26 protein-coding genes are annotated in these 22829 nt (G+C 61.9%); 9 read left to right on the top strand and 17 right to left on the bottom strand.

Annotated features, from left to right (window positions below):
* Positions 1–36: 36 nt before the first annotated feature.
* On the bottom strand, positions 37–1152 hold the full coding sequence (gene ribD / locus RHP75_RS03390; RefSeq protein ID WP_311090450.1) for a bifunctional diaminohydroxyphosphoribosylaminopyrimidine deaminase/5-amino-6-(5-phosphoribosylamino)uracil reductase RibD: 1116 nt from the start codon (positions 1150–1152) through the stop codon (positions 37–39).
* Between the two features lie 2 nt (positions 1153–1154).
* Positions 1155–1619 carry a transcriptional regulator NrdR gene (gene nrdR / locus RHP75_RS03385; RefSeq protein ID WP_311090449.1) on the bottom strand — a complete coding sequence of 155 codons (465 nt, stop codon included), beginning with the start codon at positions 1617–1619 and terminating at the stop codon, positions 1155–1157.
* Between the two features lie 116 nt (positions 1620–1735).
* Between nrdR and RHP75_RS03380 the strand changes: the two genes are divergently transcribed.
* From RHP75_RS03380 to trxA, 3 genes are all read left to right on the top strand, one after another.
* Complete coding sequence (locus RHP75_RS03380; RefSeq protein ID WP_311090448.1) at positions 1736–2191, top strand: YbaY family lipoprotein; 456 nt, start codon at positions 1736–1738, stop codon at positions 2189–2191.
* On the top strand, positions 2188–2844 hold the full coding sequence (locus tag RHP75_RS03375) for a 50S ribosomal protein L11 methyltransferase (protein ID WP_311090447.1): 657 nt from the start codon (positions 2188–2190) through the stop codon (positions 2842–2844). The genes RHP75_RS03380 and RHP75_RS03375 overlap by 4 nt, the downstream gene beginning before the upstream one ends.
* A gap of 87 nt (positions 2845–2931) precedes the next feature.
* Positions 2932–3804, top strand: coding sequence for a thioredoxin (trxA, locus tag RHP75_RS03370; RefSeq protein WP_311090446.1), 873 nt, complete (start codon positions 2932–2934; stop codon positions 3802–3804).
* Between the two features lie 38 nt (positions 3805–3842).
* Here trxA and RHP75_RS03365 read toward each other — a convergent pair whose 3' ends face one another.
* Positions 3843–4181: a hypothetical protein gene (locus RHP75_RS03365; protein ID WP_090255746.1), complete on the bottom strand. Its 339-nt coding sequence runs from the start codon at positions 4179–4181 to the stop codon at positions 3843–3845.
* A 126-nt stretch (positions 4182–4307) separates the two neighbouring features.
* Between RHP75_RS03365 and RHP75_RS03360 the strand changes: the two genes are divergently transcribed.
* The 4 genes from RHP75_RS03360 to RHP75_RS03345 are packed head-to-tail and all read left to right on the top strand — an operon-like array spanning position 4308 to position 7460.
* Positions 4308–4892, top strand: coding sequence for a DUF2796 domain-containing protein (locus RHP75_RS03360; RefSeq protein ID WP_311090445.1), 585 nt, complete (start codon positions 4308–4310; stop codon positions 4890–4892).
* Positions 4893–4939: 47 nt separating this feature from the next.
* Positions 4940–5650: an ABC transporter ATP-binding protein gene (locus tag RHP75_RS03355; protein WP_311090444.1), complete on the top strand. Its 711-nt coding sequence runs from the start codon at positions 4940–4942 to the stop codon at positions 5648–5650.
* Positions 5651–5652: 2 nt separating this feature from the next.
* Positions 5653–6918 (top strand): ABC transporter permease, encoded by a 1266-nt coding sequence (locus RHP75_RS03350; RefSeq protein WP_311090443.1) that lies wholly within the window; start codon positions 5653–5655, stop codon positions 6916–6918.
* An 8-nt stretch (positions 6919–6926) separates the two neighbouring features.
* Positions 6927–7460, top strand: coding sequence for a DUF3299 domain-containing protein (locus RHP75_RS03345; RefSeq protein ID WP_160016210.1), 534 nt, complete (start codon positions 6927–6929; stop codon positions 7458–7460).
* Between the two features lie 80 nt (positions 7461–7540).
* On the opposite strand, the gene RHP75_RS03340 is transcribed toward RHP75_RS03345, so the two are convergent.
* Genes RHP75_RS03340 through RHP75_RS03315 form a run of 6 tightly spaced genes read right to left on the bottom strand, consistent with a single transcriptional unit; the run spans position 7541 to position 12398 of the window.
* Positions 7541–8638: a tetratricopeptide repeat protein gene (locus tag RHP75_RS03340; protein ID WP_311090442.1), complete on the bottom strand. Its 1098-nt coding sequence runs from the start codon at positions 8636–8638 to the stop codon at positions 7541–7543.
* 1 nt (position 8639) lies between these two features.
* Positions 8640–9323: an energy transducer TonB gene (locus RHP75_RS03335; protein WP_311090441.1), complete on the bottom strand. Its 684-nt coding sequence runs from the start codon at positions 9321–9323 to the stop codon at positions 8640–8642.
* A complete protein-coding gene (locus tag RHP75_RS03330; protein ID WP_090255761.1) occupies positions 9323–9733 on the bottom strand; it encodes a biopolymer transporter ExbD in 411 nt (136 codons plus the stop codon). Before RHP75_RS03330 ends, RHP75_RS03335 begins: the two co-directional genes overlap by 1 nt.
* Positions 9734–9743: 10 nt before the next feature.
* Positions 9744–10292: a MotA/TolQ/ExbB proton channel family protein gene (locus RHP75_RS03325; RefSeq protein WP_257777825.1), complete on the bottom strand. Its 549-nt coding sequence runs from the start codon at positions 10290–10292 to the stop codon at positions 9744–9746.
* Positions 10285–11631 carry a MotA/TolQ/ExbB proton channel family protein gene (locus RHP75_RS03320; RefSeq protein ID WP_311090440.1) on the bottom strand — a complete coding sequence of 449 codons (1347 nt, stop codon included), beginning with the start codon at positions 11629–11631 and terminating at the stop codon, positions 10285–10287. The genes RHP75_RS03325 and RHP75_RS03320 overlap by 8 nt, the downstream gene beginning before the upstream one ends.
* On the bottom strand, positions 11628–12398 hold the full coding sequence (locus RHP75_RS03315) for a DUF3450 domain-containing protein (RefSeq protein WP_311090439.1): 771 nt from the start codon (positions 12396–12398) through the stop codon (positions 11628–11630). The genes RHP75_RS03320 and RHP75_RS03315 overlap by 4 nt, the downstream gene beginning before the upstream one ends.
* A gap of 241 nt (positions 12399–12639) precedes the next feature.
* Here RHP75_RS03315 and RHP75_RS03310 point away from each other — a divergent pair, with 241 nt between their 5' ends.
* Entirely contained in the window at positions 12640–13326 is a 687-nt protein-coding gene (locus RHP75_RS03310) for an OmpW family outer membrane protein (protein WP_311090438.1), read from the top strand.
* Positions 13327–13382: 56 nt separating this feature from the next.
* Here the strand turns inward: RHP75_RS03310 and RHP75_RS03305 are convergent, their stop codons facing one another.
* The 4 genes from RHP75_RS03305 to RHP75_RS03290 are packed head-to-tail and all read right to left on the bottom strand — an operon-like array spanning position 13383 to position 17114.
* Positions 13383–14318, bottom strand: coding sequence for an NAD-dependent epimerase/dehydratase family protein (locus RHP75_RS03305; protein WP_311090437.1), 936 nt, complete (start codon positions 14316–14318; stop codon positions 13383–13385).
* Positions 14311–15195, bottom strand: coding sequence for a sugar nucleotide-binding protein (locus tag RHP75_RS03300; protein ID WP_311090436.1), 885 nt, complete (start codon positions 15193–15195; stop codon positions 14311–14313). Before RHP75_RS03300 ends, RHP75_RS03305 begins: the two co-directional genes overlap by 8 nt.
* Positions 15196–15216: 21 nt before the next feature.
* Positions 15217–15708 carry a single-stranded DNA-binding protein gene (locus RHP75_RS03295; RefSeq protein ID WP_233686006.1) on the bottom strand — a complete coding sequence of 164 codons (492 nt, stop codon included), beginning with the start codon at positions 15706–15708 and terminating at the stop codon, positions 15217–15219.
* Between the two features lie 17 nt (positions 15709–15725).
* Positions 15726–17114, bottom strand: a complete 1389-nt coding sequence (locus tag RHP75_RS03290) for an MFS transporter (RefSeq protein WP_311090435.1) — start codon at positions 17112–17114, stop codon at positions 15726–15728.
* A 135-nt stretch (positions 17115–17249) separates the two neighbouring features.
* On the opposite strand from RHP75_RS03290, the gene uvrA reads away from it, so the two are divergent.
* Entirely contained in the window at positions 17250–20084 is a 2835-nt protein-coding gene (gene uvrA / locus RHP75_RS03285) for an excinuclease ABC subunit UvrA (RefSeq protein WP_311090434.1), read from the top strand.
* A gap of 56 nt (positions 20085–20140) precedes the next feature.
* Here uvrA and bfr read toward each other — a convergent pair whose 3' ends face one another.
* The 4 genes from bfr to rpsD form a co-directional block, all read right to left on the bottom strand.
* The gene (gene bfr / locus RHP75_RS03280) at positions 20141–20605 is read right to left on the bottom strand and encodes a bacterioferritin (RefSeq protein ID WP_311090433.1); all 465 of its coding nucleotides are present in this window, start codon (positions 20603–20605) and stop codon (positions 20141–20143) included.
* A 142-nt stretch (positions 20606–20747) separates the two neighbouring features.
* Entirely contained in the window at positions 20748–21134 is a 387-nt protein-coding gene (gene rplQ, locus RHP75_RS03275) for a 50S ribosomal protein L17 (protein ID WP_069519894.1), read from the bottom strand.
* A gap of 42 nt (positions 21135–21176) precedes the next feature.
* On the bottom strand, positions 21177–22178 hold the full coding sequence (locus RHP75_RS03270; protein WP_090255780.1) for a DNA-directed RNA polymerase subunit alpha: 1002 nt from the start codon (positions 22176–22178) through the stop codon (positions 21177–21179).
* Between the two features lie 22 nt (positions 22179–22200).
* A complete protein-coding gene (gene rpsD, locus RHP75_RS03265; RefSeq protein ID WP_160016246.1) occupies positions 22201–22821 on the bottom strand; it encodes a 30S ribosomal protein S4 in 621 nt (206 codons plus the stop codon).
* Between the last annotated feature and the right edge of the window lie 8 nt (positions 22822–22829).

Genomic DNA, 22829 nt, shown 5'->3' with positions numbered 1-22829 from the left:
CATCGCTCATGACTCGTCATCGCTAATGGCCGCCCATCAAACAGCCGGCTGAGGCACCGCGATAATCCGCCAGTCATCACCGACTGCACGCATCTCGACAATTTTCAGCGCCGGGGCATCGGCCATCCGCGCCAACGGCAGGTCGAGCAGCGGCCGTGCACTGGAGCCAAGCAGTTTGGGCGCGACAAACAGCTGGTACTCATCCACCAGCCCCAATCGGGCAAACGCTCCGGCCAGACGCGGGCCAGCCTCCACCAGCACTTCGTTGGCACCGCGCGCCGCCAGCTCGACCAGCAGCTTGCGCAGGTCAACATGTCCGTTGCTGCCCGGCACGGCCAATAGTTCGTGTCCATCGTCCAGATAGCGATCACGCGCCGAAGCCGCCGCGCAGGTCGCCACCATGGCAGCACCAGCCTGGAAGAAGGGCACGCTGAGCGGCACGCGCAAACGCCCATCGACCAGCACCCGCAGTGGTGGGCGGGTCTGCGCCAGGGCACTCAGCTCGGCGCCCAGGCCCAGTTCATCGGCGCGCACAGTCAGGCGCGCATCATCGGCCAGCACCGTGTCGGCACCGGTCAACACCGCGCTAGAACGGGCACGCAGGCGCTGCACCGCGGCGCGCGCGGCGGGGCCGGTGATCCACTGGCTTTCGCCGCTGGCCATGGCCGTGCGGCCATCCAGGCTCATCGCCAGCTTGACCCGCACAAACGGCAGGCCTTGTTCCATACGCTTGATAAAACCAGCATTCAGCGCGCGCGCCTCGGTTTCCAGCACGCCGCTCTGCACCGCGATACCGGCATGCATCAAGCGCAGTAAGCCATCACCACCGACTTGTGGATTAGGATCCTGCATGGCCGCCACCACACGGGCAACGCCGGCATTGATCAAGGCATCGGCACACGGAGGTGTGCGCCCATGGTGGCTGCAGGGTTCCAGCGTGACGTAGGCGGTGGCACCACGGGCCTTGTCGCCGGCCTGACGCAGCGCATGCACTTCAGCATGCGGTTCGCCTGCGCGAGCATGCCAGCCTTCACCGACGATGCGCCCGTCACGCACGATCACGCAGCCCACGCGCGGATTAGGATGGGTGGAGTACAGACCTTTACGGGCCAGCTCCAGCGCGCGAGCCATAAAGGCGTGATCTGAATTCATCGTTAGCCTTTGGCAGGTTCGCGGGACAGACGGTCGATTTCCTCGCGGAACTCATTAAGGTCTTGAAAACGTTTGTACACCGAGGCAAAGCGGATATAGGCCACTTCATCGAGCTTCTGCAGTTCGCCCATGACCAGCTCACCCAGCACCAGCGACTTGATCTCGCGCTCGCCAGTGGCGCGCAGCTTGTGCTTGATATGGGCGATGGCCGCTTCCAGGCGCTCGATACTCACCGGGCGCTTCTCCAGCGCACGCTGCATACCGGCGCGCAGCTTGTCTTCATCGAAGGGCTGGCGGCTGCCGTCCTGCTTGATCAGACGCGGCATCACCAGCTCAGCGGTTTCAAAGGTAGTGAAACGCTCTTCACAGGCCAGGCATTCACGCCGACGACGCACCTGCTCGCCCTCGGCAACCAGGCGCGAGTCGATCACTTTGGTGTCATTGGCACCGCAGAAGGGACAGTGCATAAATAAAGCTAGCCTTAGGACGAAAGAGGCCATGGTAGCGCATCCCGCAGGCAAGACAAGCCGAGGGGTTTGCGGTATACAGGCGCCCATGCAAACCAGCGCAGTTGAGACCTTCCATGAAAGCCCCCACGCCGTTACAACCGCTGATTCTCATAAGCCTGATCGCTTTGCTGACGGCCTGTGCCAGCGACAGCCCGCCGCTCGCAAAACCCACTGTACAGACGCCGACGCCTACACCGGCCGAAGCCAAGCCTCTGCCTGCTTATCAGCGCGAACTGAGCGGCAGCCTGTTGAATGTGCCCAATGAAGCGGATGTCGAGCTGGCCCTGTTGGCGGTCGATCAGCGCGGCCGGCCGCAAGCGCTGCTGGGCAATATCCAACTGCGCGGCACCGGCAACCCGCTGGCGTTTCGCTTGCCGTTCAACCCGGAAACCTTCAATAAACACAGCCGTATCGAGCTGCATGGCCGCGCCAATCAGGCTGGCCGGCTGATTCTGCGCCTACCAGCGCAGCCCATCGCGCGCAGTGAAACCCAGGCCCTCGGCGAATTGCGCCTGGTACCGGCGCCATGACAGCACCGGTCGCCCTGCAGGCTGCGCTCAGCGAACGGCTGGGTGACGCTCAGCTCAACGCGCAGACGCTGCCCGGCACGGAGATCACGCTGTGGCTGATCGACCCGACAAACATGGATCGCTGCTTCAGCCCGGAAGAAACCCGCCTGATCCTCGAAGAACCGCCCTACTGGTGCTTCTGCTGGGCCAGCGGTCTGGTCCTGGCGCGCTGGCTGGCCGAGCACCCCGAATGGGTGCGCGGCAAGCGCGTGCTGGATTTCGGTGCGGGCTCCGGTGTGGCGGCGATTGCTGCTGCCAAAGCCGGCGCGCTGGAAGTCGTGGCTTGCGACCTTGATCCATTGGCGATTGCGGCCTGCCAGGCCAACGCCGCGCTCAACGATGTGCAGCTGAGCTATTCGACGGATTTCTTTGCCGAGGCTGATCGCTTCGACCTGATCATCGTTGCCGACGTGCTTTATGACCGCGCCAACCTGCCGCTACTCGACCAGTTTCTCAGCCGTGGTCGTGAAGCGCTGGTGGCAGACTCGCGCGTGCGCGACTTCCAACACCCGCTGTACCAACGCCTAGGAGTACTCGAAGCCTGCACCTGGCCTGATTTGGCCGAGCCAGCGGAGTTTCGTTATGTCAGCCTGTACCACGCCGAGCGTGCCTGAACGCCCCTTGTATCCCGCACGCCGCGCCCACATTTATAGTTCATCGCATTGCAGCCCATCACAACTTGCGCCCAGCCGAGACCGATCATGAGCGACTCCCCTTACATCTTTGATATCGCAGGCAGCGCCAGCTTCGAACAGCTGGTGATCGAAAATTCATTCCAGAAGCCAGTGCTGGTGGATTTCTGGGCGGAATGGTGCGCGCCGTGCAAGGCGCTGATGCCGCTGCTGGCGAAGATCACCGAGGAATACAACGGCGAACTGCTGCTGGCCAAGGTCAACTGCGATATCGAGCAGGACATCGTCGCCCGTTTCGGTATCCGTAGCCTGCCGACCGTGGTGCTGTTCAAGAATGGCCAGCCGGTCGATGGCTTTGCCGGTGCGCAGCCAGAGTCGGCGATTCGCGAAATGCTTAAACCGCACGTGGCCGAACCAGCACCAGCCGCCGCTGACCCAATGGAAGCCGCGCAGGCGCTATTCAGCGAAGGCCGCTTTGCCGATGCCGAAGCGGTGCTCAAAGTGCTGCTGACGGAAAACAACGAACACGCGGCCGCGCTGATTCTCTATGCACGCTGCCTGGCCGAACGTGGCGAGCTGGGCGAAGCCGAGGCAGTGCTGGGCGCGGTAAAAGGCGATGAGCATAAACAGGCCCTCGCCGGTGCCCGCGCGCAGCTGACCTTCCTGCGCCAAGCCGGCGAGCTGCCGGATGTGGCCAGCCTGAAAACCCGCCTGGCACAGAATGCCGACGATGATGAAGCCAGCTACCAGTTGGCGATTCAACAACTGGCACGCCAGCACTACGAGCCGGCGCTGGACGCCCTGCTCAAGCTGTTTATCCGCAACCGCAGCTACGCCGATGGCCTGCCACACAAGACCCTGTTGCAGGTCTTCGACCTGCTGGGCAATGACCATCCGCTGGTCACCGCTTACCGGCGCAAGCTGTATCAGGCGATTTACTGATCCCCTCCAGCGTCGACGGATCACCCCATCGACGTGAACTAGCCCACCCAGTGATAAATCGGCGCATCGACGCCGGTTTCCACGCGCGCCTGCGCGCAATGGCGCAGTCGCACCAGCAGGCGTTTGCCCGCTGCCTCACCACCCGCCAGCCCAGCCAATTGCCCGAGCAGCTGCGGCCCGTCGATCTGCCCAGCCTGGCGCAGCAACTCCAACGTGGTTTGCCACAGCGCATCATTGGCCACCGGCGCGACAGCGGCTGCCGGCGCAGCGGGCGGCTCAAGGCTTACATGCTGAGCCAGCTGCGCCCAGTCCTGCGCATCCAGCTCTACCGTTAGGTCCACCGGCCAGGCGCCAATCTGCCCACGAATTCGCACCATCATTCTGCCCTCAACTAATCAGCCGCCATGCTCCCACGTCCACTGCAGGTCGCCAAGCAAGGCTGGCCATGCACGCTACAAAGTTGTTATAACGTAACAAACATTAACTTCTGATCGGAGATCACCATGCGCCGCCTGCTACTTGCCCTGCCTTTCGCCCTACTGCCCTTTGCCGCCCTTGCTGCTGAACACAGTCATGAACACGACCACGCGCACGATCACGCCGAACATGGCAGCCTAGATGCCCATGAGCATGGCGCGGCGCAACTCAATGTGGTGCTCGACGGCAAGATGCTGCACCTGCAACTGGATAGTCCGGCGATGAACCTGGTGGGTTTCGAACATGCCGCCAAGAGTGCTGCAGACAAAGCCAAGGTAGCCGCCGCGCACAGCCAACTGGAACAACCGCAGGCGCTGTTCGGCCTGAACGCGGGCGACTGCAACGTCAGCAAGCAAGAGCTGGAAAGCCCACTATTTGCTGAGCATAAGCACAAAGAACACGACCACGAAAAGTCCCATGACAGCGAGCACAGCGATATCCACGCGCACTACAGCCTCGACTGCCAAAAGCCTGAAGAATTGAAACAACTTAACCTCGGCGAACTGTTCAAGCGCTTCCCCGCCACCGAGAAAATTCAGGTACAACTGATCGGTCCGAATGGCCAGCAGGGCCTGGAGCTGACGCCCGCACAGCCGACCCTGAGTTTCTAACCACCTTTTTGCAGCAGAACGGCCGGGGCAACCCGGCCGCTTACTTTATGAGTTCAGCCCTGATCCACCTGTCCAACCTCGGCTTTGCCTGGCCCGGCCAGCCCGAGTTGCTGGACATCGACACCTTCACCCTGCAACGCGGCGAAAGCCTGTTTCTCAAAGGCCCCAGCGGCAGCGGCAAGACCACCCTGCTCGGCCTGCTCGGCGGCGTACAGAAACCTAATCGCGGCAGCATCCAACTGCTTGAGCAGGACTTGAGTACGCTGTCCGCCAGCGCCCGCGACCGCTTTCGCGTCGATCACACCGGCTACATCTTCCAGCAGTTCAACCTGCTGCCGTTTCTCTCGGTGCGTGAGAACGTCGAACTGCCTTGTCACTTTTCCACACTGCGTGCGAGCCGCGCGGTGCAACGCCATGGCAGCGTAACCAAGGCCACCAACGCCCTGCTCGCCCACCTTGGCTTGCACCAGCCGGAGCTGTTGCAACGCCGCGCAGGTGATCTGTCGATCGGCCAGCAGCAGCGCGTGGCGGCGGCGCGCGCGCTGATCGGCCAGCCTGAATTGGTGATCGCCGACGAACCCACCTCGGCGCTGGATGCCGATGCCCGCGAAGCCTTTCTCGAACTGCTGTTCGCCGAATGCCGCGAGGCCGGCTCCAGCCTGCTGTTTGTCAGCCACGACCAGAGCCTGGCGCGCTTATTCGACCGCAGCTTGTCGCTGGCCGAGCTGAACAAAGCCACCCGCCTGGCGGAGATTTAACGATGTACCTATTGCGTCTCGCCCTCGCCAGCCTGGGCAACCGCCGCTTTACCGCCTGGCTGACGGTGTTCGCCATCGCCCTCTCTGTATGCCTGTTGCTCGCGGTCGAGCGGGTGCGCACCGAAGCCCGCGCCAGCTTTGCCAACACCATCAGCGGCACCGATCTGATCGTCGGCGCGCGCTCCGGCAGCGTGAACCTGCTGCTGTACTCGGTATTCCGCATCGGCAACGCCACTAACAATATTCGCTGGGACAGCTTCGAGCAGTTAGCCCAGCACCGTCAGGTCAAATGGGCTATCCCGATCTCACTCGGCGATTCGCACCGTGGCTACCGGGTGATGGGCACCAGCCCGGCGTATTTCGAACACTACCGTTATGCCCGCAGCCAACCGCTGCAGCTGAGCAGTGGTCGTACCTTTGCCGATGACCCGTTCGAAGTGGTGCTCGGCGCAGAAGTGGCGCAAGCGCTCAACTACCAGCTCGATCAGGAACTGGTGCTGGCCCATGGCGTGGCCACCATCAGCCTGGTCAAGCATGACGACAAACCGTTCAAGGTGGTCGGCATCCTTGCCCGCACCGGCACGCCGGTGGACCGCACCCTGCATATTTCCCTGGCCGGTATGGAGGCCCTGCATGTCGACTGGCAAAACGGCATGCCCGCACGCGGCGCGGCCAAAGTCAGTGCCGAGCAGGCGCGGGCCATGGACCTGCAACCCAAGCAGATCACCGCCTTTATGCTGGGCCTGAATAGCAAGATCGCCACCTTCAGCCTGCAACGGGAGATCAACGAATTTCGCGGCGAACCGCTGCTGGCAATCCTCCCCGGTGTGGCCCTGCAGGAGCTGTGGAGCCTGATGGGCACCGCCGAGAAGGCGCTGTTCGTGGTGTCGCTGTTCGTGGTGCTGACTGGCCTGATCGGCATGCTCACGGCGATTCTCACCAGCCTTAACGAGCGCCGCCGCGAGATGGCGATTCTGCGTTCGGTCGGCGCGCGGCCCTGGCATATCGCCAGCCTGCTGATCGTCGAAGCCTTTGCCCTGGCCCTAGCCGGCGTACTGCTCGGTTTGCTGTTGCTGTACCTGGGCATCGCCGGAGCGCAGGGTTATGTACAGGCGAATTACGGCCTGTACCTGCCACTGAATCTGCCAAGCCGCTATGAGTGGACGCTGCTCGGCGCTATCCTGAGCGCCGCCCTGTTGATGGGTTGTGTACCGGCCTGGCGCGCGTACCGCCAATCCCTGGCCGATGGCTTATCGATCCGCTTATGAGGCTTTGCATGCACCGCTCCCTGCTCGCCACCCTGCTGCTCACCCTGGCCCTGCCGCTGGCTGCCGCCGAGGTGCGCGAGCTGACCTGGTCGGAAATGGTCCCGGCCGACGCACCACCACAAGTCACTGAGCCGGCACCGATCCACGACCTCTCGCAGCTGGCCGACGCCCTCGCCGGCTCACAGAATGAAGCAGGCCCGGCGGCCATGCAGCAATCCCCCGCAGCGCCGGTGGTGCAGGCACTGGATGGCCAATCGGTCAAACTGCCGGGCTATATCGTTCCACTGGATGTCACCGACGAAGGCCGGGTGACCGAGTTCCTCTTGGTGCCGTACTTCGGCGCATGCATCCACGTGCCGCCGCCGCCGTCGAACCAGATCGTGCATGTCACCAGCGAACTGGGTGTGCTGCTCGACGCGTTGTATCAGCCGTTCTGGATAGAAGGCCCGCTCAAGGTCGAACAGACCAGCAGCGAGCTGGCCGAAGCCGGTTATCAGATGGAAGCGGAAAAGATCTATGCCTATGAGCTGCCGGACAGCTGAGACACTACGCGGCGACCAGCCAGAAAAAAGCCAGACTTCGAGTCTGGCTTTTTTATTGGACGTAACCAGCCGGCAGTCGATCAGCCGGCGCTGGCGATCCGCTTGTCACGCTGATAACTCAGCTCACTTTCCGCCCACTGGCGCCAGGCGCGCACTTTGCTGCGTTCGGCGCCGGCTCGTTCGGCCTTGGCCAGGGCGTCGAGCCCGGCCTGCCAGCGCGCCTGCTCCAGTTCCAGCTGGGCCAGGTGCAGCCAGTGTTTGGCACTGCCCGAGCGCTGCGCCAGTTCGCGGAATACCTGCGCCGACTTGCTGCGCTCACGCGCCTGCCACCAGAGCAGCCCCAGCCGCTCCTCACGAGCGGCGGTGCGCGGCAACAGGCCCTGATCGAGCATCCCGGCGAGCAGCTTGGCGCCCTGCCAAGGCTGATCGGCCGCGCCCGCCAGCAGCACCAGGTTATCCAGCTCGCCTTCATTGAAGCGCAGGCCCTTTTGATAGGCTGCGCGCAAGGTCGCCAACGACTTGTCATGGCTGCCGCTCAGCTGCTGCAAAGCTGCCAGCTGACGCCAGCCCTGGGCGTTATTCGGTTGGCGTGCGAGCAACTGGCGCTGCCAGCGCTCAGCGGCGGCGTATTTCTTCAGGTCAGCATTCATTGCGACTAAAAACTGCAACCAGCTGTCAGCGGCCTGCGGATTGGCCTGCACATAACGCTCAGCCAACGGCAGCGCCTTGGCTGGCTGATTAAGGCCCTGATAGGCCTGCACCAGCATCTGCAACACCTCTTCATTGGCGTTGGCCTGCCCCGGCACCAGCAGGGTCACCACCTGGGCGTAGCGGCGCTCGACCAGATTCAGGCGAGCGAGGTTCAGCACTTCAGCGGCTTGCAGCTCGGCATCCAGCTTGCCGCTGTTCAGCACCTTTTCCAGCAATTCGATGGCCTGAGCATTCTGCCCTTCGGCCCAGGCCAGATAACCGCGGCTGCGCCACAGCAACGCTTCTTCCAGGCTACCCGGCGTGCCCTTGGCGGCATCCAGAGCGCGCCGCGCGGCAGCGTAGTCGCCTTTCTTCTGTGCGGTCTGCGCCGTATCCAGCGCGCGAAACACGCCCGGATCAACACTCTGCCCAGCCGCCTGCGCGGCACCAGCGCTACACAGCGCGATCAGCAACAGTAGACGATACATATCAACGACCTCCTTCCAGACGGAAGTACAGGGTTTTCACCGCCTCACGAGCCACCGCCAAGCCACTCTCGGTACGCGGCGCAAAGCGCCAGCGTACGGCTGCACGGCGGGCTTCGCGCTCGAACACGTTCTGCGGACTGGCTTCGATGACGCGCACGTTTTCGACAGCACCGGCGCGGTTGATGGTGAACGCCAGCTTCACATGCCCTTCAATGCCGCGCTGTAAGGCATAGCGTGGGTATTCCGGGCTGACATCGTTGAGCGGCATCACCTCACTTTCTGGGCCGCCGGGCTGACCACCGGCATCGCTCGGGGCTGGCGCACTTGGCGCTGAGGCACCCGCTGCCAGCCCCGTCAGGCTTGGTGTCGGCGCGCTGTTCACGGCAATCCCGGTGCTCAGGCTCGGCACGGGCAGATCCAGGGCCGGCAGGTTGGCGCTCGGGGTGGCCGTCATCGGCGTCGGAGGTGTCGGGGTTTGCGGTGTTTGTGCTTGCGGCGGTTGCGGTGCCTGCTGGCGGGTGCGCGTCGCGGTGTCGCTGGAGTCGCCGTCGAGACGGACGAAATTGGCCACCGTCAGCGGTTCCTCACTCGGCTTGCTGCTGGGCGGCGCGACCATGTAAAGCATCAGGCCGAACAGCGCCAGCGCCATCACACAGGCCGCGACAAAGGACAGTGGCAAACGCATCAAAGCGCTCCCGCCGTAGCGGCCAGGGCCACGTCATGTACTCCGGCCAGACGCGCCTGATCCATCACCTGCACCACCAAGCCGGTACGCGCGTCCTGATCGGCCTGAACCACCACGGCGCCGTCCGGCTGGTCGACGCGCATGCGCTCGACGTGCGCACGCACGCTGCGCACGTCGACAACTTTCTTGTCCATCCACACCTGCCCATCGGCAGTGATGGCGATGAGGATATTGCCTTTGTCCTGCGGGCTGGCGGTTTCCGCCTGGGGCCGCTGCACTTCGACGCCGGCTTCCTTGATAAAGGAGCTGGTGACGATAAAGAAGATCAGCATGATGAAAACCACGTCGAGCATCGGCGTCAGGTCGATGCCGGTGTCTTCGTCTTGCTGGTGGTGACGGCGCATTCTCATGTGTCGAATCTCAGTCGTGACGCAGCTGGTCAGCCAGCCGCTCTAGAGCCCTGCGTGCATCGCGTTCGAGGCGCGCCAGGCTGAACAATCCACTAATCGCCAAGACCATGCCGGCCATGGTCGGCAGAGTCGCCTGCCAGACCCCGGCCGCCATGCCGCGCGGGTTACCGGTGCCGTTGATGGCCAGTACATCGAACACCGCGACCATGCCGCTGACCGTACCAAGCAAGCCCAGCAGCGGGTACATCGCCACCAGGGTCTTGCTCAGGCGCAGCGGGCCAAGCAGGTGTTGCTGCGCCTGGGCTAACCAGGCACTGCGCACCGCGCGCTGCCAGTTGCCAGTGTCGTCGCTCAGCACCTGCTGCCAGGCCTGACGGCGCTCGGCGACCCACTCCGGGAAAACCCGGCGCATGTACCAGAAGCGCTCGAATACCAGGGTCCAGAACACCACGCACAGGCCAGCCAGCGCCCACATCACCACGCCACCAGCGCTCATGAAGTCGAGCAAGGCATGGCCGCTGTCGACCAGGCGCAACCATAGCGCCAGCCAATCAGTCACGGCGCGGCGCCCCGGACAGGTGCAGGGCAATCAGCCCGGCACTTTGTTGTTCCAACAGCTGAATCAGGCCCTTGCTGCGGCTGGCCAACAGGGTGTGCAGGAACAGCAGCGGAATCGCCACCACCAGGCCCAACACAGTGGTCACCAGCGCTTGCGAGATACCGTCAGCCATCAATCGCGAATCGCCTCCACCGCCCTGGGTAATCGCCTGGAAGGTGACGATCATCCCGGTCACGGTGCCGAGCAGACCGAGCAGCGGCGCCACAGCGCTAAGCAGCTTGAGCAGGCCCTGGCCTTTTTCCAGCGGCGGGGTTTCCTGCAGGATCGCCTCGTCGAGCTTCAGCTCCAGGGTTTCCAGATCCGCCAGCTGCGGCTTGGGACCCAGCACGCCGATGATCCGACCCAGCGGGTTGTCGGCACGCGGTGCGCTCAAGTCATGCATCTGCGCGCTGACGCCACGGCCTACGCGGGTCAGGTAGACCATGCGCCAGGCGGCCAGCAGCAGACCAAATGCACCGAGCACCAGAATCACCCAGCCGACCAGGCCGCCCTGCTGCACGCGGTCCCACAGACCTGGCTCACGCTGCAACTGCGCCAGCAAGGTACCGCGGCTTGGATCAACCGGCAGGCTGGCGACCGCGTCGCTGCTATCGAGATAGTCCGCGACCTGGCCCAAACCGGACGGCTGACGCGGCGGCGCCAGCAGCTCACCGGCATCGGCGTCATAACGCAAGAAGGCATCGACGCCGTAAGCGGAGAACGCGCCGACGCGCAGCACATCCTGCGCATTGCGCGTGCCATCAGCCGCCACCACCGGCAGTTGCAGTTGCTCAACCCGGCCGCTGGCGGTGAGGTCTTCGAGCAGCAGCATCCAGTAGCCATCGAGGTCGGCAGCAGACGGCAGCGTGCGGCTTTCAGCCAGTGCCTTGAGGCGCGCCAGGCGCTCGGGGTATTGGGCGTTGAGCAGGCTGTCCTGCCATTGCCCGGCGACATCACCGGCGCTCTGGCGGACCACGCCAAACAACTCGCCAAGGTGACCGGCGCGCTGGCTGAGGAGCTTTTCCTGCTCGGCCAATTCGGCCTCCTGGCGGTCAAATTCAGCCTTAAGTCGCTCGGCTTCGGCCTTCTGCGTGGCCAGGGCGCTGCGCGCAGTGGCCAGCAGCTGGGCACGTTCGCCGCGCTCGGCAATAAAGGCCTGCTCGCGACTTTGCATGGCGCTGACTTCAGCCGCGCGCTCGCTACGAATCCGTTGCAGCAGTTGATCGGGGCTCAGCGGCTCGGCAGCGCCAGCCAGGGCGGGCAGCAGGGCCAGGGTAAAGGCGAGAACACGACGATTCATGGCTTGGCCTCCAGCGCCAGGGTCTTCACGGGCAGGTCAAGCACGGCCGGAGCCTGCTCCTGGCGGGCAATCGCAATGGCTTGGCGCAACGGGCGACGGGCGCTGCCGTCGAGCAGCTGCCAGCTACGGGTTTGCGGGTTCCACCAGCCACTTTCATGACCGTCGAGGGTCTGGAAATACAGCATCACGCGGCCCAGACGGAGGAACTCGACACTGCGTGACGTCCCTTCACTCGGCAACTCACCGCGCCAGGCTTCCAGGGTGCGGCCGTAGTCGCTCTCCACCTGGTAGGCCTCAAGAATGCGCCGGTATTTCTCGGCCAGGCTGACATCCGCACGCGGCAGTAGATCCTGCAGCTGAGCCAGACGGTCGCTGCGCTCATCCGGCAGGAACGGCAGGTCGGCGGCGATAAATTCACCGAGCACCTCGACCATGCGGCGCATCTGTGGCGTTACCGCCTCCTGAGTGCGCTCGATGCCATCGAGTTGCTGCTGATAGCCAGCCAGCTCTTTGCGCTGCGCCGCAACCAGCTCGCGTAACTGAGCGTTATAACCTTGCAAAGCCTCGGCCTGCTGCAAGGCATTTCGATACTCGGTGAGCATTTCCCGGCTGGCGTCATCGAGTTGCTCGACGCGCGCCTGCGAGGCTTTGGCATCAGCGGCCAGTTGCTGACTTTCATCCAGCGCAGCATCCAGAGGAGTCGCTGCGAGCGGCGCACTGGCCAGAACCAGAGCGACTGCCAGCAGGCGCTTCGGCAGAGGGATCATGGGGCATTCCTTGTTAAGAGAACGTACATAAAGAGAACCATTATCAACTGCCTCACACCTCTCAAGCAACCCGCGTGAAGCCATCAGTTAACGCAAAAGCGCTGCACACCACGCCTCTCATGGGCTGCAAAAGAAAATTTAGATAGCTAGCTACTTTATTGAGCTGGATCAACAGTCGTTTTATCCGCGCCCCTAACATCGTGCTCAGCCAATACGAACCGACGCTTTATGGGAGCACATCATGCGTACCTCACTGTTTACCGCCTCACTGCTGGCCCTAGCCATTGCCGCCCCACTGGCGCACGCACACCAGGCTGGCGACATCATCGTGCGCGCCGGCGCGATCACCGTTGACCCGCAGGAAAGCAGCAGCGACATCTGGGTCGGCGCACTCGGCACTGACGTAGCCGGTACCAAAGCGACCCTGGACAGCGACACTCAGTTGGGCCTGAACTTCGCTTACATGCTGACCAACAACATCGGCATCGAGCTACTGGCAGCCACCCCGTTCAGCCATAACGTCGGCGTAAAAGGCATGCCGGGCGGCTTTGCTGGCCTGAACGGCAAACTCGGCGAACTCAAGCACCTGCCGCCGACCCTGAGCGTTGTCTATTACCCGCTGGATGCCAGCTCGGCCTTCCAGCCCTATGTGGGTGCGGGCATCAACTACACTTGGTTCTTCGACACCAAGCTGAGCAGCGAAGCGGAAGGTAAAGGTTTCAGCGGCCTGGACATGAAGGACTCCTGGGGCCTGGCCGCACAGGTGGGCATGGACTACATGCTGACTGACAACATCATGCTCAACGCCCAGGTGCGCTACATCGACATCGAAACCACCGGCACCACCAACATCCTCGGCGACAAGGTCAAGGTTGATGTGGACGTGGACCCGTTCGTTTACATGGTTGGCCTGGGCTACAAGTTCTAAGCCCTCAGGCATAAAAAAACCGGCCCTCGCGGCCGGTTTTTTATGACGTCACACACTCAGCCTTGCGCCAGCAAGCGGCGCAAGCCTTCACGCATGGGTGTTGCCGCAGGCAGTTGATAATGTGTCTGCAAGCGCTGGTTATCCGCTCGCGAATGACGAATATCGCCGGCACGCTGCGCCTGATAGTTCACCGCAGGCAGGCCACCGCACAGCTCGCCGATCTGCGCCAGCAGCTGATTCAGACTCACAGCTTCATTCCAGCCGACGTTTACCGCCCCCTCAACGACTTGCGGCGCGGTCAGCGCCTGAGTCAGCAGCGCGACTAAGTCTTCGATATAGAAGAAATCGCGGGTCTGCTCACCATCACCGAATACGCTGATCGGCAAGCCCTGCTGCACGCGCTGAGTGAAGATGCTGATCACCCCGGAGTACGGCGAGGATGGATCCTGGCGTGGACCGAAAATATTGAAGAAACGAAAGATCGCCGGCTCCAGGCCATGCTGGCGGCGATAGAAATCCAGGTAATGCTCACTGGCCAGCTTGTCCGCCGCATAGGGCGTCAGCGGCGCCTTGGGCGTGGCTTCATCAATCGCCATACCTTCGCCATTGTTGCCATACACCGCCGCGCTGGAGGCGAACAGCACGCGCTTGACGCCGTGCAGACGCATCGCCTCGCAGATATTCAACGTGCCGACGAAATTACTCTGATGAGTCGCCACCGGATCATCCACCGAGGCTTGCACCGAGGCCACTGCAGCCAGGTGCGCCACCGCCGCGCAACCAGCAACCGCCTGCGCCACGACAGCGGCATCGGCGACATCGCCCTGAATAAACTGCAGCTGCGGGTTATCCAGCGTCAGATTGGCCAGCTTGCCCATCGACAGGTTGTCCAACACCCGCACGGGGTAACCCTGCGCCAGTAGCGCATCGACAAGGTGCGAGCCGATAAAGCCGGCACCGCCGGTCACCAGAACAGGGCGTGAATCAGACATGGCGATAATAACGGTCCAGTAGGCTCGGCAGCCCCGAGCGCCATGCTCGCGGTTTGATGCCGAAGGTATGAAGGATTTTCTTGCAGGACAGCACCGCATGCTGCGGCTCTTCAGCCGCATCCGGACGCGCGCTGTGCGCCTGCGCGCTCACTTCATCGACCAGATTGCTGCGGAAGTTGCGCGCTTCGCTGAGCACCGCCTGGCCCAGCGCCAGCGAGGTGGTCGCCTCATGCCCGCCATAGTGGTAGGTGCCCCACAGTGGCGTTTGGCAATCGAGCTGCTTGAGCACGGCGAGAATGACCCGCGCGGCATCGTCGACAGGGGTCGGGTTGCCACGCCGGTCATCGGCCAGCAACAGCGGTTCATCATGCGCGGCACGAGTCAGAAAGCGCCCGAGCAAGCCATTGGCGCTGTCATCCAGCAACCAGCCAAAGCGCAGCAGCACATGCCGTGGGCAGATCGCCCGCACGCGCTGCTCAAAGCGCCACAGCGCCTGACCACGCACACCAAGCGGCACCGGTTCTTCCTTCTCACTGTAAGCAGTCGCCCGTGAACCATCAAAGACGCGGTAGCTGGAGGGCTGCACCAGGCGAATCTGATGATGCTGACAGAGCTCGGCAAGGCGCTCGACTGAACGTTCCTGCGCAGCAAACTGTGCCTCGCTGACCGCTTCGGCCTGAAACCAGTCGAAGTAGTAAGCAAGGTTGATCAGGGCATCGGGGCGGGTGTCATCCAGCAACTGAGTGAGGCTGGCGGGGTCCCAGCCTGACTCCGGCGGTTTGGGGGCGAGAAAGCCAATGTCTTCCTCAGCGCCGAGACGAATCAACGCCTGCCCCAACGCATTACCGCCACCTAGCAGCATCAGCCGCATACGCATGATCGGCGTTAACTCAGCAGATCAGAACGGGATGTCGTCATCGAAGCTGTCGAAATCCGCGGCAGGCTGAGGTGCTTGTTGGGGTGCAGGGCGTGGCGCTGACTGCTGCTCGCGCTGCGGCGCAGGGCGCTGCTGACGCGGGGCGGAATCACCGCCACCGGCGTTGTCCGGACGACCGCCAAGCAGCTGCATGGTGCCCTGCATGTCGACGATAATTTCGGTGGTGTAGCGCTTGATGCCGTCTTTTTCCCACTCACGGGTCTGCAGCTTGCCTTCGATGTACACCTGCGAACCTTTGCGCAGGTATTCGCCGGCGATCTCGGCCACTTTGCCGAACAGCGACACACGGTGCCACTCGGTTTTCTCGACCTTCTGACCGGTCTGTTTGTCGGTCCACTGCTCGCTGGTCGCCAGGCTCAGGTTGGTGACCGCGTTGCCGCTCGGCAGGTAACGGGTTTCCGGGTCCTGTCCGCAGGTACCGACCAGAATGACTTTGTTAACCCCACGGGCCATAACGTTCTCCTAGGCTTTCAGCACGCCACCGGCGCCGGCTCTATGAGGCGCTCAAGGGACGTGCGGTCCAATTGTTGGGTATCCACTTTGATATAGATGGCCGCTTCGTCGCGTACCACTACGGCATCCGCCACTCCGGGCACAGCCTGTAAACGCTCGACCAACCCCGCCTCTTGCAAAGCCGCAGCTGAAAGCGGCAGACGCAGGCTGGTGACATACGGCGGTTCGCGCATAGTAACAGCAAAGGCCAACCAAAAAAGAGCCAGCAGGGCACAGCCCGCAAACACACCCGACAGGCTGTAGTGCTGATACAGCCAGCCACCCAGGATGCCGCCGATGGCCGCACCGAGGAACTGACTGGTGGAATACACCCCCATCGCCGTGCCCTTGCCACCCGCCGGAGCCACCTTGCTGATCAGCGACGGCAACGAAGCTTCGAGCAAGTTGAACGCGGTGAAGAACACCACCGTGCCGAGCACCAGCGCACGCAAGCTGGTGCCAAACCACCAGAAGAACAGCTCACAGAGCAGCAGCACGCTAACCGCGCCGAGCAGCACCTGCTTCATGCGACGCTTTTTCTCGCCGTAGATGATAAACGGCACCATGCCGAAGAAACCCACCAGTAGCGCGGTCAGGTAGACCCACCAATGCTCTTCCTTAGCCAGGCCGCCCTGCTCCACCAGCGCCAGCGGCAAGGCGATAAAGCTGGCCATCAGAATTGCGTGCAGCACCAGAATGCCGAAATCCAGACGCAACAAGTCGGCGTGCTTGAGCGTAGGCAACAACGCTTGCGTGCTTACACCCGACTCACGGTGCTGCAACGGTCCGGCAGCCCCTGGCACCAGTCCGACAACGATCACAATGCCCAGCAGCGCCATCGCTGCTGTGGCGAGAAACAGCCCGGACAGGCCAAAGGCGCGGGTCAGCAGCGGGCCGACCACCATGGCAACGGCAAACGACAGCCCGATGCTCATACCGATCATCGCCATGGCCTTGGTGCGGTGCTGTTCACGGGTCAGGTCAGAGAGCAGCGCCATCACCGCAGCGGAAATCGCGCCGGCGCCTTGCAGAATGCGTCCGGCAATCACCCCATAAATCGAGTCGGCATTGGCCGCTAACAGGCTGCCGGCGGCGAAAATCAGCAGGCCGACATAGATCACCGGCCGCCGGCCGATGCGGTCACTGAGCATGCCAAACGGAATCTGCAGAAACGCCTGGGTCAAACCGTAGGCGCCTATCGCCAGGCCGATCAGCGCCGGTGTACTGCCCTGTAACTCCATGCCATAGGTCGCCAGTACCGGCAGCACCATAAACATACCGAGCATGCGGAACGCGAACACCAGCGCCAGGCCACCGGCCGCGCGGGTTTCACTGCCGCTCATGCGCTCGCTGTGCGGATCATGCATGGGAAAGGCCCTGTCGAAATAGGCGGCGATTCTAGCAGCACTGAATGAGCGCGGCACAGCAGTGACGCTTTGCCGCGCCCGCCTTCGGGCCCGTATACTCGGTGGTTTTCCGCCCGCCATGCGAGGCCGTTGTTTGTGGACAAGATTCTGATCCGGGGTGCACGCACCCACAACCTAAAAAACATCGACCTGACCCTGCCGCGCGACAAGCTGATCGTGATCACCGGCCTGTCCGGTTCCGGCAAGTCGTCATTGGCCTTCGACACCCTCTACGCCGAAGGCCAGCGCCGTTATGTCGAGTCACTGTCGGCCTATGCTCGACAGTTCCTGTCGATGATGGAAAAGCCCGATGTCGACACCATCGAAGGCCTGTCGCCGGCAATCTCCATCGAGCAGAAATCCACCTCACACAACCCGCGCTCCACCGTCGGCACCATCACCGAGATCTACGACTATCTGCGCCTGCTCTACGCCCGCGCCGGTATTCCACGCTGCCCGGATCACGACTTGCCGCTAGAAGCGCAGACCGTCAGCCAGATGGTCGACCAGGTGCTGGCCCTGCCCGAAGGCAGCAAGCTGATGCTGCTGGCCCCGGTGATCCGCGAACGCAAAGGCGAACACCTGGCAGTCTTTGATGAGCTGCGCGCCCAGGGCTTCGTCCGCGTGCGGGTCAACGGCAAGATTTACGAGCTGGATGAACTGCCGAAACTCGACAAGCAGAAAAAACACAGCATCGATGCCGTGGTTGACCGCTTCAAGGCGCGCGGCGACCTGCAGCAGCGCCTGGCCGAATCCTTCGAGACAGCACTGAAGCTGGCCGACGGCCTGGCCCTGATCGCGCCGATGGAGGGCGAAGAAGGCGAAGAGATCATCTTCTCCGCTCGCTTCGCCTGCCCGGTCTGCGGGCACTCGATCAGCGAGCTGGAACCCAAGCTGTTCTCCTTCAACAACCCGGCCGGCGCTTGCCCGACCTGTGACGGCCTGGGCGTTAAGCAATTCTTCGACACCAAGCGCCTGGTCAATGGCGAACTGACCCTGGCCGAGGGCGCGATCCGCGGCTGGGACCGGCGCAATGTCTATTACTTCCAGATGCTCGGCTCCCTGGCTGCGCATTACGGCTTCAGCCTGGAAGTGCCCTTCGATGAGCTCAGCGCCGAACACCAGAAGTGCATCCTGTTCGGCAGCGGCACGCAGAACGTCGACTTCAAATACCTCAACGACCGTGGCGACATCGTCAAACGCTCGCACCCCTTCGAAGGCATCGTGCCGAACCTAGAACGGCGCTACCGCGAAACCGAATCCACCAGCGTGCGCGAGGAGCTGGCCAAGTTTCTCAGCACCCAGGCCTGTCAGGATTGCCGCGGTACACGCCTGCGCCGTGAGGCGCGGCATGTATGGGTCGGCGAGAAGACCCTGCCAGCGGTCAGCGGCATGCCGATTGGCGACGCCACCGAGTATTTCGGCAGCCTGGCGCTACCCGGCCGCCGTGGCGAGATTGCCGAGAAGATCCTCAAGGAAATCCGCGAGCGCCTGCAGTTTCTGGTCAACGTCGGCCTCGACTACCTGACCCTAGACCGCAGCGCCGACACATTGTCCGGCGGTGAAGCGCAGCGTATTCGTCTGGCCAGCCAGATCGGCGCTGGCCTGGTCGGGGTGATGTACATCCTCGACGAGCCGAGCATCGGCCTGCATCAACGCGACAACGAGCGCCTGCTCGGCACCCTGCGTCACCTGCGTGACATCGGCAACACGGTGATCGTGGTTGAGCACGACGAAGACGCCATTCGCATGGCCGACTACGTGGTAGATATCGGCCCAGGTGCCGGCGTGCATGGTGGGCAGATCGTTGCCCAGGGCACAGCGGCTGAAGTCATGGCCCACCCGGACTCACTGACTGGTAAATACCTGTCCGGACGCGTGAAGATCAAAGTGCCGGCCAAGCGCACACCACGGGACAAGAAGCTCTCGCTGAAGATCAAAGGTGCGCGCGGTAACAACCTGCGCAATGTCGACCTGGAAATCCCGATCGGCCTGCTCACCTGCGTCACGGGCGTGTCCGGCTCTGGCAAATCGACGCTGATCAACAACACCCTGTTTCCGCTCAGCGCCACCGCGCTGAATGGCGCCACCACCCTGGAAGCCGCCGCCCACGACAGCATCGACGGCCTGCAGCACTTGGATAAAGTGGTGGATATCGACCAAAGCCCGATCGGCCGTACGCCACGCTCCAACCCGGCGACCTACACCGGGCTGTTTACGCCGATCCGCGAGCTGTTCGCTGGCGTGCCGGAGTCGCGCTCGCGCGGTTACGGCCCGGGGCGCTTCAGCTTCAACGTCAAAGGCGGACGCTGCGAAGCCTGCCAGGGCGACGGCCTGATCAAGGTAGAGATGCACTTCCTGCCGGACATCTACGTACCCTGCGACGTATGCAAGAGCAAGCGCTACAACCGCGAAACCCTGGAAGTGAAATACAAAGGCAAGAGCATCACCGAAGTGCTCGACATGACCATCGAGGAAGCACGGGAGTTCTTCGATGCTGTTCCGGCACTGGCGCGCAAACTGCAGACGCTGATGGATGTCGGCCTGTCCTATATCAAGCTGGGCCAGAGCGCGACAACCCTGTCCGGCGGCGAGGCGCAACGGGTCAAGCTGAGCCGCGAGCTGAGCAAGCGCGACACTGGCAAGACCCTGTATATCCTCGATGAGCCGACCACCGGCCTGCACTTCGCCGATATCCAGCAACTGCTCGACGTGCTGCATCGCCTACGCGACCACGGCAACACCGTGGTGGTGATCGAGCACAACCTGGACGTGATCAAAACCGCCGACTGGCTGGTGGATCTCGGCCCAGAAGGTGGCTCCAAAGGTGGCCAGATCATCGCCGTCGGCACGCCGGAAGAAGTCGCCGAAATGCCGCAGTCGCACACCGGCTACTTCCTTAAACCGCTGCTGGAACGTGATCGCGACTAAGCTCGAGCACAACAAAAAGCCCCGCACATGCGGGGCTTTTAGTTGGCTGCAAAATCTTACATCTGCGTCTGCAGGTAGTTCTGCAAACCAATACGGTCGATCAAACCCAGCTGAACCTCAAGCCAATACGCGTGATCCTCCTCAGTGTCCTTGAGTTGCACCAGCAGGATGTCGCGGGTCTGGTAATCCTGATGCCGCTCGCACAGGGCGATGCCTTTGCTCAGGGCTGCACGCACGTGGTACTCCAGCGCAAGGTCAAACTTGAGCATCTCTGGCACGCTCTGACCGAAGCGGAAGCTGTCCGGAACCATGTCAGGTGTACCTTCGAGAAACAGAATGCGCTTGAGGATGGCATCGGCGTGCTGAGTTTCCTCTTCCATCTCATGGTTGATCCGCTCGTACAGCTTGGTAAAACCCCAATCTTCATACAGACGCGAATGCACGAAATACTGATCACGCGCGGCCAGCTCGCCCTTGAGCAGCACCTTCAGGTAATCGATGACGTCTACATGGCCTTTCATGAGGCGGTTTCCTTAGCTAGCGACATACAAAGGTTAATGCTGGCTGGCCGCAACCAATGGGTCAAGCGCACTGAATGCAGCCAGCCTTGCTGCAGGCATAAAAAAACCGGGCCAAAGCCCGGTTTCTTATACAACCTACGACTTACTCAGCGTCTACAGCTGCACCAGCGACCGGACGGTCAACCAGCTCAACATAAGCCATTGGAGCATTGTCGCCAGTGCGGAAACCGCACTTGAGAATACGCAGGTAACCGCCCTGACGGGTGGCGTAGCGCTTGCCCAGGTCGTTGAACAGCTTGCCGACGATGGCTTTCGAACGAGTACGATCGAAGGCCAGACGACGATTGGCAACGCTGTCTTCTTTAGCCAGAGTAATCAGCGGCTCGGCAACGCGACGCAGCTCTTTGGCTTTCGGCAGAGTAGTTTTGATCAGCTCATGCTCGAACAGCGATACCGCCATGTTCTGGAACATGGCCTTGCGGTGTGCGCTGGTGCGGCTGAGGTGACGGCCACTTTTACGATGACGCATGGTTCAATTCCTTACCAAACTCACGTTCGGTGATGATGACGATCAGGCAGTCGCCTTATCGTCTTTCTTCAGACTTGCCGGCGGCCAGTTGTCGAGGCGCATACCGAGGGACAGACCGCGAGAAGCCAGAACATCCTTGATTTCAGTCAGGGATTTCTTGCCCAGGTTCGGCGTTTTCAACAGTTCTACTTCGGTGCGCTGAATCAGATCGCCGATGTAGTAAATGTTCTCTGCTTTGAGGCAGTTAGCCGAACGTACAGTCAGTTCCAGGTCATCAACCGGACGGAGGAGGATCGGATCGATCTCATCTTCCTGCTCGATAACAACAGGCTCACTGTCACCTTTGAGGTCGACGAACGCAGCCAACTGCTGTTGCAGAATGGTTGCAGCGCGGCGGATAGCCTCTTCAGGGTCCAGAGTACCGTTGGTCTCCAGGTCAATAACCAGTTTGTCCAGGTTAGTACGCTGCTCAACACGAGCGTTTTCCACCACGTACGACACACGGCGTACCGGGCTGAACGAAGCATCTAGCTGCAAGCGACCAATGCTGCGGCTTTCATCTTCATCGCTCTGACGAGCATCAGCCGGCTCATAGCCGCGACCACGAGCTATGGTGAGCTTCATGTTCAGCGCGCCAGTGGAAGCCAGGTTGGCGATTACGTGGTCGCCGTTGACGATTTCGACATCGTGATCCAGCTGAATATCGGCAGCGGTAACTACGCCCGAGCCCTTCTTCGCCAGAGTCAACGTCACTTCGTCACGACCGTGCAGTTTGACAGCCAGACCTTTCAGGTTGAGCAGGATTTCAATGACGTCTTCCTGAACACCTTCGATGGCGCTGTACTCATGGAGTACACCGTCAATCTCGGCCTCGACTACTGCACAGCCAGGCATGGAGGACAACAGGATGCGACGCAGCGCGTTGCCCAGCGTATGGCCAAAACCACGCTCGAGAGGCTCGAGAGTGATCTTGGCGCGGGTCGAACTGACCACCTGCACATCAATGTGACGGGGGGTCAGGAACTCATTTACCGAAATCTGCATGGATGCACCTATTTTCTAGCCCTTACTTGGAGTAGAGCTCGACAATCAGGCTTTCGTTGATGTCAGCGGAGAGATCACTGCGCGCCGGGACGTTTTTGAACACGCCAGACTTCTTCTCAGTGTCTACTTCTACCCATTCAACGCGGCCACGCTGGGCACACAGCTCAAGAGCTTGAACAATGCGCAGCTGATTCTTCGATTTCTCGCGGACTGCAACAACGTCACCAGCTTTAACCTGGTAGGACGGTACGTTTACAGTTTTACCGTTTACGCTGATCGACTTGTGCGATACCAGCTGACGGGATTCAGCGCGAGTAGCGCCGTAGCCCATGCGGTAAACCACGTTATCCAGACGGCATTCGAGCAGTTGCAGCAGGTTCTCACCAGTAGCGCCTTTCTTGCCGGCAGCTTCTTTGTAATAACCGCTGAATTGACGCTCAAGCACACCGTAGATACGACGAACTTTTTGCTTCTCACGCAGCTGGGTGCCGTAGTCAGACTGACGGCCACGGCGCTGACCGTGAATACCTGGGGCCGCTTCGATGTTGCACTTCGATTCCAGAGCGCGTACACCGCTTTTCAGGAAAAGATCTGTGCCTTCACGACGAGACAGTTTGCATTTGGGACCAATGTAACGAGCCATTTCTCACT

Source organism: Pseudomonas sp. SG20056 (genome assembly GCF_031764535.1).
Classification (GTDB): domain Bacteria; phylum Pseudomonadota; class Gammaproteobacteria; order Pseudomonadales; family Pseudomonadaceae; genus Aquipseudomonas.
This window is presented reverse-complemented; position numbering and strand designations above follow the sequence as displayed.